The following is a 16,590-nucleotide window of genomic DNA, read 5'->3' on the forward strand; positions in this document are numbered from 1 at the left end:
TGACCGCAATGACCTACAACACGATCACATTTGAACAGCAGAGCCGCGTAGCGGTTGTTACGCTGAACCGGCCAGACAGCCTGAATGCACTTAACGCTGAGGTCATGGCAGAAGTCGCTGACTGCTTTGCCGCGATTGATCGCAATAAGGACATCGCTGTGTCTGTGCTGACCGGCGCTGGCCGCGCATTTGCAGCGGGGGCGGACATCAAGGAAATGCAACCGCAAAGCTTCTCGGATATGTATGTCGAGGACTATTTTGCAGGCTGGGATAGGTTCGCGGCTTGCCGCAAACCTGTCATTGCGGCGGTGAACGGTTTTGCCCTTGGTGGCGGATGTGAGCTCGCCATGATGTGCGACCTGATTATCGCTTCTGACAAAGCCAAGTTCGGACAGCCGGAAATCAAGCTCGGCGTAACGCCCGGTATGGGCGGCTCGATCCGTCTCACGAAAGCGGTCGGCAAGGCCAAAGCTATGGATCTGGTACTCACAGGCCGGATGATTGATGGCGAGGAAGCCGACCGGATTGGTCTTGTCTCTCGTGTCGTTCCGCATGACCAGCTGATGCAGACAGCCCTCACAGCAGCCAATGAAATTGCTGGTTTCTCCCTGCCCTCCATTATGGCGGCGAAGGAAATGGTCTCCCGCGCATTGGAGCTACCAACAACCGAAGGCGTCAAGTTCGAACGCCGCCTCTTCCAGGGCCTGTTCGGCACGGACGACCAGAAGGAAGGCATGGCCGCCTTCTCTGAAAAGCGCGCACCCGATTTCAAGGATAAGTAATTCACGCCATGACGATACTGACCGAAGAACAGAGCCTGATTTCAGAAACTGCTGCCAAGTTCACAGCAGATATGCTGCGCCCGAACTCGGCGCGCTGGGAAGAGGAACGCACGCTGGACCGCAGCGTTCTCGAAGCTCTGGGCGAGCTTGGCTTTGGCGGCATTTATCTGAATGAAGACCTCGGCGGATCGGGCCTGTCGCGCTTCGACGCCGTTCTGATTTTCGAGCAGCTGTCCAAAGGCGATATCTCTCACGCAACCTTCCTCTCCATTCACAATATGGCAGGCGCGATGATTGACAAATTCGCGTCGGAAGAACTGCGCCAGCATTACATTCCAAAATTTGCGAGCTGCGAGCTGATCGCCTCCTACTGCCTGACAGAACCGGGTTCAGGCTCGGATGCAGCAAGCCTTCGTACGCGCGCCGTTCGTGATGGCGACGACTATGTGCTGAACGGTTCTAAAATGTTCATCTCCGGCGCTGGCTTCTCTGATGTCTACGTTGTCATGGCCCGCACCTCTGATGATGGCGCGCGCGGCATCTCAACCTTCATCGTCGAGAAAGGCGCTGAAGGCCTCTCCTTCGGCAAGAAGGAAGAAAAAATGGGCTGGCATGCCCAACCGACAGCTGTCGTAAGCTTTGATAATTGCCGTATTCCAGCGACCAACCGCGTCGGCAATGAAGGCGACGGCTTCAAATACGCCATGGCGGGCCTCGATGGCGGCCGCCTCAACATTGCTGCAGCCTCTCTCGGCGGCGCGCAGGAGGCACTTGAGCGCGCCCTCGCCTATGCCAAAGACCGCAAACAGTTCGGCAAAGCGATTGCCGATTTTCAGGCCACGCAGTTCAAGCTCGCGGACATGGATATCGAGCTGTCAGCCGCGCGTGCGCTTCTCTACACCGCAGCCCAGAAACTGGATGCGGGCGCACCTGATGCCAGCAAAGCCTGCGCGTCTGCGAAACGGTTTGTCACAGATACCGGCTTCAAAGTTGCCAATGATGCCCTGCAAATCCACGGCGGCTATGGCTATCTGCGTGAATACGAAGTCGAACGCATCGTTCGCGATCTGCGCGTCCACCAAATCCTTGAAGGCACGAACGAGATTATGCGCGTCATCGTCTCCCGCGACCTTCTGAAAGACTAGATATATGACTGATGCCCCTGTTCTCATCCGCCGCGAAGGCCGCGCCGGACGGATCACACTAAACCGCGCGGGCGCGCTCCACGCTCTGAACAAAGAGATGTGCGAGATCATGATCTCCGCGCTGCAGGACTGGCGCAATGATGCCTCTGTCGAGCTGGTCCTGATCGACCATGCCGAAGGGACACGTGGCTTCTGCGCAGGCGGCGACGTGCTTCTGCTGTCTGAAAGCGGCAAAACCGACGGCAAGGCAGGCGCCGACTTTTTCGCAGTTGAGTACCAGCTCAACACGCTGATTAGCGAGTATCCGAAGCCTTATGTCGCGCTGATGGATGGCATCACTATGGGCGGCGGTGTCGGTATTTCGGTTCACGGCACGCACCGCGTTGCGACCGAGCGCACCATATTTGCCATGCCCGAAACAGGCATTGGTCTCATTCCCGATGTTGGCGGCGGCTATTTCCTGCCGCGCCTCGCAGGCGAGCTGGGCACTTGGCTGGCTCTGACCGGTGCGCGCCTGAAGGGAAACGACGTTCTGGCTGCAGGTATCGCCACGCACTATTGCGACAGCGCCGCGCTCGGCGAACTATCTAAGGCAATCTGCACTGACGGACTATCTGCACTGAACGGCCTGAAAACTAAGGCTACCGGTTCGTTCGAGGCGCACACCGAAGAACTGGACCTTCTGTTCAAAGGTGACAGCGTTGAATACATTGTCGACGCGCTGAATACGGGCAGTGACTGGGCGAAAGCGCAGGCAGAAACACTCGCCTCGAAATCTCCGCTTTCCATGAAGCTGTCTCTTCGTCAGGTGCGAGAAGGCGGGAGCGCCTCTTTCAGAGAAGTGATGGAGATGGAATACCGGATCGCCAGCCGCCTTATCAAAACTGACAATTTTCAGGAAGGCGTCCGCGCGGTTCTGGTTGATCGGGACAATGCGCCAAACTGGTCGCCGTCCCCGCTCAGCGCAATCAGCGAGGGTGAAATCGATGCTTTCTTTGCACCGCTTGAGTCCGGCCCACTCACATTTCTGGAGACGAACTGATGACGAAAATTGCATTTATCGGCCTCGGAAATATGGGCTCAGGCATGTGCGCCAATCTTGTCGGCGCTGGTCATGAGGTCACCGCGTTTGACCTTAACCCTGACGCTATCAAACAGGCGGAATCTAAGGGCGCACGACCTGCAGCGTCCCTCGGTGAAGCTGTTTCCGGCGCCGAGATCGTCGTCACCATGTTGCCCGCAGGCAAGCATGTGCTTGAGGTCTATTTTGGCGAGCAAGGTGTCACCACGCATGCTCCATCGACAGCTGCACTCATCGACTGCTCGACAATCTCCGTCGATGAAGCACGTGAAGCGGCAGACAAAGCAAAAGCCGCAGGCTTCCTGATGGTCGATGCCCCGGTTTCCGGCGGAACAGCCGCAGCCGATGCAGGCACGCTGACCTTCATGGTGGGCGGACCGGATGCCGCCTTTGAGGCTGCAAAGCCATTCCTTGAAATCATGGGCAAGAATGTCTTCCACGCAGGCCCCGCAGGAAATGGTCAGGTTGCGAAGATCGCCAACAACATGCTGCTCGGTATTTCTATGGTCGGGACATGCGAAGCGTTCAACCTTGCTGAAAAGCTGGGTCTGGATGCGCAGACTTTCTTCAACATCGCTTCTACGGCTTCGGGACAATGCTGGTCGATGACGAGCTATTGCCCTGCCCCGGGCCCTGTTCCCGCAGCACCCTCAAATCGCGACTACCAGCCAGGCTTCGCCGTCGCGATGATGCTGAAAGACCTGAAGCTGGCACTGGGCGCCGCCGAGACTGCAGGCGCAAATGTCGAGTTCGGGAAGCTGGCTGAAACCACCTATGCCAATCTCTCGGCAGACGGTTTTGACGGTCTCGATTTTTCCGGCGTTATGAAACGCGTCCGCGGCGAAATCTAGCCTCTACCAGAAGGCTATAACCTGAAGGCCAACGAGCAAGGTCAGCGCGATGGCTATTGCGCCGTCGCGCGATGTCAGGCTTGCAGTATCACATACCTGCAATCTGTCTTCTGCCGAATCTGCCATTCGTTCTGCGTATCTGGATTGTCTTCCTGATCTGCATCGTGGTCGGAGTTTTGGCATCCCTCCTCACACCGAAGCCAAATGAAGACCAACCGGTTGACGTGGGCGGGATTTCCTTCCGAACTCATACCGGCTTCAATATCGCCAGCGTGCTGATCGTACTCATCCTCTGCGCCATCTACGTCGCATTCTGGTAGCACACGTATTCGTTAGCGCCGCCCGGCTATGCAATTCCGGGCGGTGCAACATACCTTTCTCCATGATACCCCTGAACTGGCGCTTCAGGATTTAAGGATACTCAGATGGCAGAATTCATCCCTGTTGACCCGTTTAACCTCGTGATCTTCGGGGGCACGGGTGACCTTTCCCGACGCAAGCTTCTGCCAGCCCTGTTTCACCGTTTTCTTGATGACCAGATCCCGCTGAACTCCAAGATTGTGGGCACGGCGCGCTCTGAAATGACGCGCGACGAATTCATCGAGATGGCGAAGACAAGCTGTAAATCAGCCACAGCAAAAGACACATGGTCTGAAGAGCATTGGGCGACCTTCGCAAAAATGCTGGACTATTCCCCGCTCGACATTGCAGGCCCTGAAAAACACTGGAAAGAGCTGAGCAGTAAGGTCGATTTCGACCGAACCGTTATCTATTACCTCGCCACCTCGCCTTCTCTTTATGTGAAGATCTGTCATGCGCTCAAAGCGGCAGACATGGTGTGCGATGCCTGCCGCATCGTTCTGGAAAAGCCGATCGGCAAAGACCTAGCCTCTGCCTGCGCGATCAATGATGGTGTCGGTGAGGTGTTTGACGAGGAACAGATTTACCGCATCGACCATTATCTCGGTAAAGAAGCGGTACAGAACCTCATGGTGCTGCGCTTCTCCAACACGCTGTTCGAAGCGCTATGGTCCCGCAACCACATCGATCACATCCAGATTACTGTCTCTGAGGACCTCGGTCTTGAAGGTCGTGCGGGCTATTATGATGGCTCTGGCGCGCTGCGGGACATGGTGCAAAACCACCTTCTTCAGCTACTCTGCCTCATTGCGATGGAGCCTCCAAACTCCATCCATGCGGACGATATCCGTACCGAGAAGATCAAGGTTCTGCGCGCGCTGAAGCCCATCACCGGAGACACGGTGAAACGCAACACAGTTCGCGCCCAATATGTTGAAGGCCTGATCAACGGACAGCCAGCCAAAAGCTATCTGGAAGAACTGGGTGACGACAGCTCCGAAACAGAAACCTTCGTCGCCATCAAGGCTGAGATTGATAACTGGCGCTGGGCCGGCGTCCCGATCTATCTGCGCACGGGCAAGCGTATGTCGCGCCGTGTGTCAGAGGTCGTCGTCCAGTTCAAACCCGTTGCACACAATATCTTCGACATCAGCCTCTCCGGCCCGAACCAGCTCGTTATCACGCTGCAGCCGGATGAAGGCGTACGCCTTTCAATGCACATAAAAGAGCCTGGCCCTGGTGGGCTGCGCATCAAGTCGTTGCCGCTCAACCTCGCCTATGCCGAGAACTTCATGCTCCGTTATCCGGATGCTTATGAGCGCCTTTTGATGGAAGTCGCACGTGGCAATCTCTCACTCTTCATGCGCCGCGACGAAGTCGAAGCTGCATGGACGTGGGTGGACGGCATTATCGACGGCTGGAAACAGTCTGACGAAGCATCACAAACCTATGCTGCAGGCTCTGATGGCCCGATTGCTTCTGCCATGATGATGGATCGTGATGACCGCGCATGGCATGTGAGGACGACGCCAAAGTCATGACCTTCACTGCCTTCAAGACCAAAGCAGATGCTTGCGAAGCGGCCGCTGCCAAAATGCTCAACGGCCTGAAGACGGCGCTTCATGAGCACGGCAAAGCAACCCTGCTCCTGTCGGGCGGCTCGACGCCTGCACCAGCCTATAAGCGCCTCGCTGTGAATAATCTGCCATGGCATGATGTAACGGTCGGTCTGGTCGACGAGCGCTGGGTCGACGGGGACAGCGATGCCTCCAACACGCGCCTCCTGAAAGAAAGCTTTCTTGAGAAAGGCGCTGGCCCTGCGCGTTTCATTGAGATGAAGACCACGCATGATACGCCGCAAGCTGGCGAAGCTGACGTGAACACGGCTTACAGTGTATTCGCCAAACCTGACGTGGTTCTGCTCGGCATGGGGCCTGATGGTCATACGGCCAGCTGGTTTCCGGACAGTGTTGGCCTTGAGCGCGCATTGTCAGATGATCCGTCTCTTTATGCCGTCGCCATCGATGCAACAGACTGTCCGGTCGCGGGGAACCATACCGACCGGATGACCGTAACCCTTAATGTGGTGAAGGCGGCGAAAACCGTCATTCTTCTCATCACTGGCGAGGAAAAGCGCGCTGTCCTTGAGGACACAGAGGCAAACCTGCCCATTCATCGCGCCCTCGCAGCCCGCAAAGACGATATGGAGGTGATCTGGGCCCCATGACGACACTTCATCCTGAAATCGAGCGCATCACACAGCGCATTATCGAGCGTTCGGCCGAAAGCCGCGCGCAATATCTGGAGCTCATCCGCGCGAACCGCCCTGACGGATTTGCCCGCAAAAAGCTGACCGAAGGCAATCAGGCTCATGCGAGCGCTGGCTGCGCCGTGATGGATAAGGTTCAGCTCCTCGGCGCAAGCTGGCCGAATATCGGCATTGTGACCGCCTATAACGACATGCTTTCGGCCCACCAGCCATATGAGACCTACCCTCAGATCATCCGTGATGCGGCGCGCGCCGCGAACGCTACTGCGCAGGTCGCGGGCGGTGTTCCGGCCATGTGTGACGGCGTCACGCAAGGTCAGGACGGTATGGAGCTCTCGCTCTTTTCGCGCGATGTAATTGCCATGGCCGCGGCGATTGCGCTGAGCCATGACACGTTCGATTCCACAATGTATCTCGGCGTCTGCGACAAGATCGTCCCGGGTCTCGTAGTGGCGGCGATGCGCTTTGGCTGGCTGCCTGCCGTGTTCGTACCGGCTGGCCCAATGCCATCGGGTCTGCCAAACCCTGAAAAAGCACGCATCCGTCAGGAGTTTGCGCGTGGCAATGTGGGCCGCGACAAGCTTCTTGAAGCCGAGGCTGCGAGCTATCACGCGCCGGGCACATGCACCTTCTATGGCACAGCCAACTCCAATCAGATGGTGATGGAAATGGTGGGTCTGCACCTGCCGGGCGCTGCCTTTGTGCAGCCGGGTGAAGAGCTGCGTACCGCCCTCACCCGAGAAGCCACGAAGAAAGCCGCTTCTATCAGCATTGCGGGCGATTATACGCCAGCCGGTGAGATGATCGACGAACGCTCCATCGTGAACGCCGTTGTCGGTCTGATGGCAACCGGTGGCTCGACCAACCTCGTCCTTCACCTTGCAAGCTTTGCAGCCTCTGCCGGTATCGTTCTGACGCCACAGGACATGGCCGAAATCTCGGCTGTCACGCCGCTTCTCTGTCGCATCTACCCGAACTCCGCTGCAGACGTGAACCATTTCCATGCGGCTGGCGGTATGGGCTTCCTCATCCGCGAACTGATCAAGGGCGGGCTGGTCCACGCCGATGCACGCACGATCAATGGCACACTGGCCGATCAGGCGATGGAGCCGTTTATTGGCGCTGATGGTGACATCGAATGGCGCGAACCGCCGGAGACAAGCGGCGATCTTGAAATCCTCCGCCCTGTCGACCAGCCCTTCGATAAAGAAGGCGGGCTGAAACTGCTCGAAGGTAATCTCGGCGAAAGCGTCACGAAAATTTCTGCCGTGAAGCCGGAATACCGCCTTGTTGAAGCCCCTGCCCGGATCTTCGATACGCAAGGCGATGTGAAGAAAGCCTATCAGGCTGGCGAACTGAATAAGGATGTCATCGTCGTGGTCCGCTTCCAGGGTCCGGGCGCGAATGGCATGCCGGAACTGCACTCTCTGACGCCAATTCTTGGCTCCTTGCAGGATGACGGCCACCATGTCGCGCTCGTCACGGATGGCCGCATGTCTGGTGCGTCGGGCAAAATCCCGAATGCAATTCACCTTTCCCCTGAAGGTGTGCGCGGCGGTCCAATTGCGCGCCTGCGTGATGGTGATCCACTGCGGCTGAACTGCGAGACGGGCGAGCTGAACTTCCTCGGCGATGTCAAAGAGTTCAATGCGCGCGCGCCTGCCGTGCATGTACCGAACCAGACCGATACTGGCCTTGGCCGCGAGCTGTTTGCGACAATGCGCGCTGAAGCCGGCGACGCGGCATCGGGCGCGAGCTTCTTCCGATTTGCGGGGATGAACTGATGAGCAAGCCTGTTCTGGTCGGCGATGTTGGCGGCACGAAGATCCGCCTGGCACTCGCGTCATCCTCTTTAGGGCATGTCCAGCTGCACAATATCAAAGTGTATGACGATCCGACCATTCCGAGCTTTGAAGACGCCATTGAAGACTATCTCAGCTCAAGTGATGTGAAGCCCAAATCTGCGCTGTTTGCGCTGGCAGGCCCAATCGCTGACGATGGCTCGATCAAGCTGACCAACCGCACATGGCCTCGCGTCGTCCCATCTGTCATCCAGTCTCGTTTCCTTATCGACAGCGCTACAATCGTGAACGACTTTGCCGCTATGGCTCGCGCCATTCCGGAAATCCCAAACGACAGTTTTGAAACGGTGATTGAGAGCCATTTCAGCCCGGAAGGTCCGATCCTCGTGACCGGCCCCGGCACCGGACACGGCGTCTCCACACTTATCCAGTCTGTCACCGGCGGATGGCACGTCATGACGGGTGAAGGCGGGCACTCTGCCTTTGCGCCGCGTAACATGCGCGAAGCCGCCATCCGCGACGTGATCGCACGCACTTATAATTACGTCTCCGTGGAAATGATCGTCTCCGGTCGCTGGCTCATGCCTGTTTATGAAGCCATTTGCGAACTGGAACGCGTCACACCGGAAGACCTCTCACCGCAGAACATTCTGGACCGCGCGGATGCAGGCGACAAAGTCTGCGTGGAAGTCTGCAAGTTCCGCGCAAACGCCCTGATGGGCGCGGTGGGAGACGCCGCTCTGATCACAGGCGCACATGCCGGCGTTGTGCTGACCGGCGGTGTCGCAGAACGTATGGTGAAATGGCTACGCACCACGGAAGCCAGCGATCGCTTCCTTGAACGCGGCCCCATGTCACCCTTCCTTGCACACACACCTGTCAGCGTGCTGATGCATGATGAGGCTCCGCTTATCGGGGCCGCAGCGCTCGCTCTGGAATAGGACTTTACCCATGACGACCATCAGCCCCGCTACAATCGAGCGCATGCGCACCTGCCGGATCATTCCGGTTATCACGATTAAAAGCCTTGATCAGGCGCTGCCTCTGGCAAACGCGCTAATTGCCGGTGGCGCCGATGTTCTGGAAGTCACGCTGCGCACAGACTGCGCGCTTGAGGCGATCAAGCAGATGGCGGATGCAAAACTTGAAGCGTTTGTCGGCGCGGGCACGATCACGCGCCCGTCTGATGTCGATGCTGCGGCAAAAGCTGGCGCCGAATTCCTCGTCACTCCGGGCACGACAGAAGAGTTACGCACGGCACTCAAAGCCTATGATGGCGCCGTCTTCCCGGGCGCCGCAACAGTCTCTGAAGCGCTGAAGCTGCGTGATGAAGGCTTTGCCGTGCAGAAGTTCTTCCCGGCTGAAGCCGCTGGCGGCGCGCCGTTTCTTAAGTCCATCGCCGCGCCTCTGCCGGATATCCGGTTCATGCCGACAGGCGGGGTCAGCCCGAAGAATGCGCCCGGCTATCTCTCACTGCCGAACGTCATCGCTGTTGGCGGCTCATGGATCGTTCCGAACGATCTCATCGAGGCTGGCAAATGGGATGAGATCACCGCGCTCACGCAGGCCTCACGCGACGCGCTGGCTTAGGCGACCGGCTACATCCCTGTTCCGGTCGAGACGACCAGAAACACCAGAATCCGGATCATCGCTGTCGCCGCGCCCGTTACCCAGATGCGGCGAAAGAAGATCAGACCGAACACCACGCCCAGAAAGGCGCAGCCAATCGATACGGCCCAGAAGCCCTGAAGATTGAACACGCCAAGCGCCAGCCAGAAAAAGACTGACAGGCCGAATGATACGATAAGCGCGAGCGCCGAGTGCTTGAGTAGCGGCATGGATAAGCTCCGTTTCAGCTTACATCATGCCGTGTCGGCCGCTCACATGCGAGAGGCCGATCTGACGCAGGGCTACTTGTATCTGAAAACACAGTTTGATTTCTTGAAGGCAGACCTGAGGAGACCTTATGGAAATCAGAACTCTAAAGGGGCCGGACGAGATCATTCCGGCGATCCCGCATATTGCGCGCCTGCGCCTGACTGTCTTCCATGAATGGCCCTACCTCTATGACGGCACAATGGAAGAAGAAGAGGTCTATCTGAAGCATTTTGCCCAATCGGAATTTGCCTGCGTCGGCCTTGCCGAACATGAGGGACAAGTCGTCGGCGCGACCACGGCCGAACCCTTCAAAGACACCCATACCGATTTCCGCGCCCCGTTCGACAAGGCGGGCATCGATACAAGCAAAATCTTCTATTTCGGAGAGTCTGTTCTGCTGCCGGAGTATCGTGGGCACGGTGTCGGACATGCTTTCTTTGATATCCGCGAGGCCGCTGCCTGGGCATGGGGCGCCGACAAAACAGCCTTCTGTGCAGTTCAGAGACCGGACGCACATCCGCTAAAACCAGACGATTATCGACCACTGGATGCATTCTGGCAAAGTCGCGGATATGAACGACGGAACGACCTTGTGTGTGCGTTCAAATGGAAGGACCGGGGCGACCAGGCGCAAACAGAGAAAAACCTGACATTCTGGCTACACGAGCTTTAGTCGGAATTCACAGGAATAAGCGCAGCGCCCCACCCGCAGCCTTGCAAGCTGCTCTGTGGAGGATACGCTGACATGATGAACCGACATTCGCCCCTGCTAAACGCCCTGTTGTCGCCTGCCCAGATGGGGCATGCAGACCAGATGACCATTGAAGCCGGCACGCCCGGCATCGAACTTATGGAGCGCGCCGGTCGTGCCATTTTCGACCGCGTTCTCACGGCCTATCCGGATGCTGAAACAATCCATGTGCTTTGTGGCCCGGGAAACAATGGCGGCGACGGATTTGTCGTTGCCGAACTTCTGCGTCAGGCGGGGCGCACTGTGCGCCTCTCTACGCTGGGCTCTCCGGATGATCTGAAAGGCGATGCCGCCCTCGCTTTTCGCCAGTGGCGCGGTGAGACCATCGCGCTTCATCCTGCTGACCTCAAAGAGGCCGATCTGCTGATTGATTCCGTATTTGGCGCAGGACTGGACAGGCCGGCTGAAGGCACCGCTGCGGCTTACATTATTGCGATGAACCATTCCGGCGCGCCGATCCTCTCTGTTGATCTGCCAAGCGGTGTGTGCGGCGCAACGGGCCGCGTGGGCCGCGACAGCGTACACGCCGATGAGACCGTCACCTTCTTCCGAAAGAAGCCGGGCCATCTTCTGAACCCTGGCAAGGCCCATTGCGGCAGTATTACCGTCGCCGACATCGGCATTAGTGACGAGACGCTGGAGAAGCTTGGCGTGACCTCTTACGAAAACGCACCGGGTCTCTGGCAGGCGCACTGGCCGGGCTATTGTGAGAACGTCAACAAATACACGCGCGGCCATGCCATGGTCGTCTCCGGCGGGGCGCTTTCAACTGGCGCATCACGACTCTCAGCCGTGAATGCCCTTCGTACAGGCGCTGGCCTTGTCTCGCTAGTCGGCTCACCGGACGCGCTCATGGTCCATGCCGCGCATGTGACATCCGTCATGCTGAAGCCTGCATCCACGCCGCAGGAACTGAAAGAGCTATTGTCTGACGTTCGCGTCTCTGCCGCTGCTATCGGTCCGGCGCTTGGCACGGATGCCGAGGCACGCAAGCTGGTCGATATCGCCCTCTCCTGCCCGCCAGCCCTGACGTTGGACGCAGATGTCTTCACGCTGTTTTCAGATGATCCTCCAGCCTTGTTTGACTGGCTGAAGCATCGTGATCGCACATGTGTGCTCACGCCTCATGTCGGCGAGTTCAAGCGTCTGTTCGGTGCGATCCCACAAGATAGCAACCGTCTGGATGCGGCCCGTGAAGCTGCAGCACTCTCAGGCGGCGTAGTCGTACTGAAGGGATCGGACACGATCATCGCTGAGCCGGGCGGACGCGCTGCAATCAATTCAAATGCGCCGCCATGGCTCGCAACAGCGGGTTCCGGCGACGTACTGACCGGCATTATCACCGGCCTGATGGCACAGGGCATGCCCGCCTTCGAAGCGGCGTGCGCCGGCGTCTGGCTTCATGGTGAAGCGGGCAATCGCTGCGGACCTTACCTCATCGCTGACGATCTGGAATCAGGCCTCGCCGAAGTTCTGGAAGAAGACAGCCATGACTGGTCTATGTCAGACGACGAATAACGCAGGCTGATAGATGCGGCGCGGACTGGCACCAGATAGCGAATACTTCTTCGCGTTTCTGCCGCTCGCGCTGCTCATCCCGCTTTATTTCGTCTTGCGAGCGCTACTCACGGGCCATTGGCGTCGGACGCGTATCAAGCCGCTCTTTGACGGCCGTTATGCGTATCTCATGCAGCGTAAATACTGGGGCACGGCGTTCATTGCCTGTCTGATATGGGCTGCAGGCGCCGTTATCTGGATTTCCAGCCAATAAAAAAACCTGGCCAATGAGCCAGGTTTTTCTGTTCTTGTTTTGAATTGCGCCTAGAGGCCGCGAATACTTTCACGGTTATCGAGGAACCATTGATAGGCGTTCTCGACACCGGCACGCAGAGAGTATTTCGGCTCCCAGCCAAGGCCTTTAAGGCGGTCAACCTGCATCAGTTTACGCGGCGTACCGTCAGGCTTGGAAAGATCGTGAACAATCTCGCCTTCATAACCAACCACATCCATGATCAGCTTGGTGAGCTCCAGAATGGAGAGATCTTCGCCCGAACCGATATTGATGTGATCCGCACCAGAAAAGTTCTTCAGAAGGAAGATCATCGCATCCGCGCAGTCATCCACGTGAAGGAATTCACGCTTGGCACTGCCTGTACCCCAGATTTCGATGCTCTTCTGGCCGCTTTGCTTAGCGTCATACACTTTGCGGATGATCGCTGGCAGAACGTGGCTGTTCTTCAGATCGAAATTGTCATTCGGGCCGAACAGGTTCGTCGGCATGCCGGAGATATAATCGCAGCCATACTCTTTGCGATACGCCTGACAGAGCTTGATGCCGGCAATTTTCGCAATCGCATACCACTCGTTCGTCGGCTCGAGCGGACCTGTCAGCAGAGCATCTTCCGGGATCGGCTGAGGCGCCATTTTCGGATAAATGCACGATGATCCGAGATAGACGAGTTTCTCGACGTCATTCTTGTAGGCCGAATGAATAAGGTTTGCCTCGATCATCAGGTTTTCGTAGATGAACTGCGCCGGATAGGTGTCGTTTGCGAGAATGCCGCCAACTTTGGCAGCCGTGACGAACACGACGTCCGGCTTGTTCGCCGCCATCCATTTTTCGACTTCGTCCTGACGGGTGAGATCCATGTCCGCACGTGATGCGGTCAGAATCTCTACGCCTTCTTCCTGCTCCAGTCGACGCACAGTCGCCGAGCCGACCATACCGCGATGGCCGGACACGAAAATTTTCTTACCCTTAAGGTCAAAACTCATGATCAGTTTTCCAGGCTGACCGGAAGATCCAGACCGTGCTTTTTCAGCAGTATAGTACGCTGAGACGCCTTGTAGTCTTCTGCAACCATTTCAGCGCACATTTCTTGCGCTGTGATTTCCGGAACCCATCCGAGCTTCTCTTTAGCTTTTGTCGGATCGCCAAGCAGCGTCTCGACTTCAGCAGGACGGAAATAGCGTGGGTCGATGCGCATAATCACATCACCAACCTTCACAGCCGGTGCTTTGTCGCCATCAACAGCCGTTACAGTTGCGATCTCGTCGACCCCTTCACCGGTGAATTCGATTGAAATGCCGAGTTCATTTGCCGACCATGTGATGAACTCGCGAACAGAATACTGAACACCTGTCGCGATGACGAAGTCTTCCGGCGCATCCTGCTGAAGCATCATCCACTGCATGCGGACATAGTCTTTCGCATGCCCCCAGTCGCGCAGAGCGTCGATGTTACCCATGTGCAAACACGGCTCGAGGCCGAGCGCAACGTTTGCAAGACCACGTGTAATCTTACGCGTCACAAAAGTCTCACCGCGGCGCGGAGACTCGTGGTTAAACAGGATCCCGTTACACGCATACATGTCGTAAGATTCACGGTAATTTACGGCGATCCAGTAAGCGTACTGCTTAGCAACGGCGTAAGGTGAACGCGGATAGAAAGGTGTCGTCTCTTTCTGCGGAATCTCTTGCACGAGGCCATACAGCTCGGAGGTAGATGCCTGATAGAAACGGCATGTCTTTTCCATGCCGAGGAAACGCAGTGCCTCGAGAATACGCAGTGTACCGATCGCATCAACGTCCGCTGTATATTCAGGGGCTTCAAAGCTGACCGCGACGTGTGACTGAGCGCCAAGATTATAAATCTCGTCAGGCTCGATATCTCGGATCAGGCGTGTCAGGTTCAGTGCATCGGCCAGATCGCCATAATGCAGCTTCATTTTTGGTGCTGGCGCGTGAGGATCTTCGTAAAGGTGATCAATACGAGCGGTATTAAACAGCGACGAACGACGCTTGATACCGTGTACCTCATATCCTTTTTCCAACAGGAACTCAGCCAGATACGAGCCGTCCTGGCCAGTAATCCCGGTAATCAATGCTTTTTTCATGTAATCCCCAATCGATACTCAGCGCCGAAATGTCCCGAATACTCAGAGTGCTAAACGCAAACCACAGGCGGGAAAGTCCACCCCTTTCGACAAGGGCAAACCTGCACAAATTCGGGCAAGAAACAAGCTGACAAACCCAAAAATTTCCTCTGAGTTTGGGTATATTCTGCAGGCGCACAAAAATTTCGCACTAGCTTTCATTTAACTTTCAAAGCCGGATGTGCCCGATCACGCAGATAAAATATAAATCAGTTGCTCTGGCGCAAAGTTTTATGCCATCGCCACGCATCAGCCACGATATTCTCAAGGCTGTACTCCGGCCTCCAGCCAAGCACCTCAAATGCTTTAGTATTGTCCGCAACCAGCATGGCGCTATCGCCGCTGCGACGCGGCCCTTCTGTCACGGGAAACGGTCGCCCTGTCACTTTATGAATTCCGTCCAGCAACTCTTTAATGGTTGTCCCGTCGCCCGTGCCGAGGTTGAACGCCCCACCCTTCGCACCGCCAAGCAAATAGTTCAGCGCCTTCACATGTGCGGCTGCGATATCGCAGACATGTATATAGTCGCGCACGCACGTCCCGTCACGGGTCTCATAATCCGCCCCGTTTATCTGAAATCCGTTCCTCAAACCGAGCGCCGTATCGAACGCTAGCGGAATGATATGGGTCTCGGGCTCATGCCATTCACCAATGCGTGCTTCAGGATCAGCACCGGCTGCGTTGAAAAACCTAAGCGCCACAGAAGGAAAACCGGACAGCTCACGTAGGTCGTTCAGCACTTGCTCGATGATAAGCTTGGACCGCCCATAAGGATTAAGTGGCTTTTGAACGTGCGTTTCATCCATTGGCACATCATGGGGCTCACCATAAGTCGCGCAGGTGGATGAAAACACAAAGGCCTGAACGCCGGCATCTTTCGCCGCCGCGATCAGATTGATCGCTCCCGATACATTATTCTCATGAAACGACAGCGGGTCCTTCATCGATTCACCGACTTCGATCAGACCCGCGAAATGCATCACACCAATTGGATTGTAGGTATCGAAAGCCGCATCGAGATCGACGCGGCTACGGATATCGCCTTCTACGCAAGGGCCCCATTGCACAAAGGCTTTGTGACCATTGGAAAAGTTGTCGAACACCACTGGGGTATAGCCCGCCTGTTTCAGAGCAAGACAGGCATGAGATCCGATATATCCGGCTCCACCAGCCACCAGAACGGTTTGCGACATACTTTAGGCCCCTTCGGGGATCTTCCAGTTTCAGATTATTAGAGCACTCTTACGATATTTCCGTAGTCAGGCCAGACCCGAAATGCCTTCAATACCAATGTGATGGCAGCAATCATTGTCAGTTTTCAAGAAGAGATGGTGGTTCGGGGGAGACTTGAACTCCCGACCTCGCGATTATGAGTCGCGCGCTCTAACCAGCTGAGCTACCGAACCAAACCGATGAATGAGCGCCGCTATATACGCGGGCAATTCCCATCCGACAAGCATAGAATGCAAGTTTTCTCGCCATTTTCAGGGCCACAATTACGACGGCTGACATTGCGGTGACAAATTGCGTAATCGCACCCGGTCAGATTAGCGAAAGCGGCGCCCTCACAAGGTGACGTTTATGCAACATTTCGTATAAAATGAGCAAATCCTGCCCCATATGGACAGAATTCTGCCATTCTGCATACAGATCATCCAATTCTGCACAATTCAGAGCAAATCAGCACTTGCCAAAGGCAGTTTCTTTCTGTTTATACCGTTTTTTAGAAAAAGACT

At 56.4% G+C, this 16,590-nt stretch carries 17 protein-coding genes and 1 tRNA gene; 13 read left to right on the plus strand and 5 right to left on the minus strand.

The window, feature by feature from the left end; all coding sequences use genetic code 11:
• The first annotated feature begins 8 nt into the window (after window positions 1-8).
• The 10 genes from G523_RS0100190 to eda all read left to right on the plus strand — a co-directional run bounded on the left by G523_RS0100190 (window position 9) and on the right by eda (window position 9,880).
• Window positions 9-782, plus strand: a complete 774-nt coding sequence (locus G523_RS0100190; protein ID WP_027441312.1) for an enoyl-CoA hydratase — start codon at window positions 9-11, stop codon at window positions 780-782.
• Between the two features lie 8 nt (window positions 783-790).
• Window positions 791-1,927, plus strand: coding sequence for an acyl-CoA dehydrogenase family protein (locus tag G523_RS0100195; RefSeq protein ID WP_022692992.1), 1,137 nt, complete (start codon window positions 791-793; stop codon window positions 1,925-1,927).
• A 4-nt stretch (window positions 1,928-1,931) separates the two neighbouring features.
• The gene (locus G523_RS0100200) at window positions 1,932-2,969 is read left to right on the plus strand and encodes an enoyl-CoA hydratase/isomerase family protein (protein ID WP_022692993.1); all 1,038 of its coding nucleotides are present in this window, start codon (window positions 1,932-1,934) and stop codon (window positions 2,967-2,969) included.
• The gene (gene mmsB, locus G523_RS0100205; RefSeq protein ID WP_022692994.1) at window positions 2,969-3,859 is read left to right on the plus strand and encodes a 3-hydroxyisobutyrate dehydrogenase; all 891 of its coding nucleotides are present in this window, start codon (window positions 2,969-2,971) and stop codon (window positions 3,857-3,859) included. The genes G523_RS0100200 and mmsB overlap by 1 nt, the downstream gene beginning before the upstream one ends.
• A 71-nt stretch (window positions 3,860-3,930) precedes the next feature.
• On the plus strand, window positions 3,931-4,179 hold the full coding sequence (locus G523_RS0100210; protein WP_155802546.1) for a hypothetical protein: 249 nt from the start codon (window positions 3,931-3,933) through the stop codon (window positions 4,177-4,179).
• A gap of 105 nt (window positions 4,180-4,284) precedes the next feature.
• Window positions 4,285-5,760: a glucose-6-phosphate dehydrogenase gene (gene zwf, locus G523_RS0100215; protein ID WP_022692996.1), complete on the plus strand. Its 1,476-nt coding sequence runs from the start codon at window positions 4,285-4,287 to the stop codon at window positions 5,758-5,760.
• On the plus strand, window positions 5,757-6,446 hold the full coding sequence (gene pgl / locus G523_RS0100220; RefSeq protein ID WP_022692997.1) for a 6-phosphogluconolactonase: 690 nt from the start codon (window positions 5,757-5,759) through the stop codon (window positions 6,444-6,446). Before zwf ends, pgl begins: the two co-directional genes overlap by 4 nt.
• The gene (gene edd, locus G523_RS0100225; RefSeq protein WP_022692998.1) at window positions 6,443-8,272 is read left to right on the plus strand and encodes a phosphogluconate dehydratase; all 1,830 of its coding nucleotides are present in this window, start codon (window positions 6,443-6,445) and stop codon (window positions 8,270-8,272) included. The genes pgl and edd overlap by 4 nt, the downstream gene beginning before the upstream one ends.
• Window positions 8,272-9,231, plus strand: coding sequence for a glucokinase (locus G523_RS0100230; RefSeq protein ID WP_022692999.1), 960 nt, complete (start codon window positions 8,272-8,274; stop codon window positions 9,229-9,231). The genes edd and G523_RS0100230 overlap by 1 nt, the downstream gene beginning before the upstream one ends.
• A gap of 10 nt (window positions 9,232-9,241) precedes the next feature.
• Complete coding sequence (eda, locus tag G523_RS0100235; RefSeq protein ID WP_022693000.1) at window positions 9,242-9,880, plus strand: bifunctional 4-hydroxy-2-oxoglutarate aldolase/2-dehydro-3-deoxy-phosphogluconate aldolase; 639 nt, start codon at window positions 9,242-9,244, stop codon at window positions 9,878-9,880.
• Between the two features lie 8 nt (window positions 9,881-9,888).
• Here eda and G523_RS0100240 read toward each other — a convergent pair whose 3' ends face one another.
• The gene (locus tag G523_RS0100240; RefSeq protein ID WP_022693001.1) at window positions 9,889-10,128 is read right to left on the minus strand and encodes a hypothetical protein; all 240 of its coding nucleotides are present in this window, start codon (window positions 10,126-10,128) and stop codon (window positions 9,889-9,891) included.
• A 128-nt stretch (window positions 10,129-10,256) separates the two neighbouring features.
• Between G523_RS0100240 and G523_RS0100245 the strand changes: the two genes are divergently transcribed.
• From G523_RS0100245 to G523_RS0100255, 3 genes are all read left to right on the plus strand, one after another.
• On the plus strand, window positions 10,257-10,841 hold the full coding sequence (locus tag G523_RS0100245; RefSeq protein ID WP_022693002.1) for a GNAT family N-acetyltransferase: 585 nt from the start codon (window positions 10,257-10,259) through the stop codon (window positions 10,839-10,841).
• A gap of 72 nt (window positions 10,842-10,913) precedes the next feature.
• On the plus strand, window positions 10,914-12,437 hold the full coding sequence (locus tag G523_RS17245) for a bifunctional ADP-dependent NAD(P)H-hydrate dehydratase/NAD(P)H-hydrate epimerase (RefSeq protein WP_022693003.1): 1,524 nt from the start codon (window positions 10,914-10,916) through the stop codon (window positions 12,435-12,437).
• 13 nt (window positions 12,438-12,450) lie between these two features.
• On the plus strand, window positions 12,451-12,690 hold the full coding sequence (locus G523_RS0100255; RefSeq protein ID WP_022693004.1) for a hypothetical protein: 240 nt from the start codon (window positions 12,451-12,453) through the stop codon (window positions 12,688-12,690).
• A gap of 50 nt (window positions 12,691-12,740) precedes the next feature.
• On the opposite strand, the gene fcl is transcribed toward G523_RS0100255, so the two are convergent.
• From fcl to G523_RS0100275, 4 genes are all read right to left on the minus strand, one after another.
• Entirely contained in the window at window positions 12,741-13,694 is a 954-nt protein-coding gene (gene fcl, locus G523_RS0100260) for a GDP-L-fucose synthase (protein ID WP_022693005.1), read from the minus strand.
• A 2-nt stretch (window positions 13,695-13,696) separates the two neighbouring features.
• On the minus strand, window positions 13,697-14,815 hold the full coding sequence (gmd, locus tag G523_RS0100265; RefSeq protein WP_022693006.1) for a GDP-mannose 4,6-dehydratase: 1,119 nt from the start codon (window positions 14,813-14,815) through the stop codon (window positions 13,697-13,699).
• 248 nt (window positions 14,816-15,063) lie between these two features.
• Window positions 15,064-16,047, minus strand: coding sequence for a UDP-glucose 4-epimerase GalE (galE, locus tag G523_RS0100270; protein WP_022693007.1), 984 nt, complete (start codon window positions 16,045-16,047; stop codon window positions 15,064-15,066).
• A 136-nt stretch (window positions 16,048-16,183) separates the two neighbouring features.
• A tRNA-Met gene (locus G523_RS0100275) sits at window positions 16,184-16,260 on the minus strand.
• Between the last annotated feature and the right edge of the window lie 330 nt (window positions 16,261-16,590).

Source organism: Ponticaulis koreensis DSM 19734 (assembly GCF_000420665.1).
GTDB classification, from domain to species: Bacteria; Pseudomonadota; Alphaproteobacteria; order Caulobacterales; family Hyphomonadaceae; genus Ponticaulis; species Ponticaulis koreensis.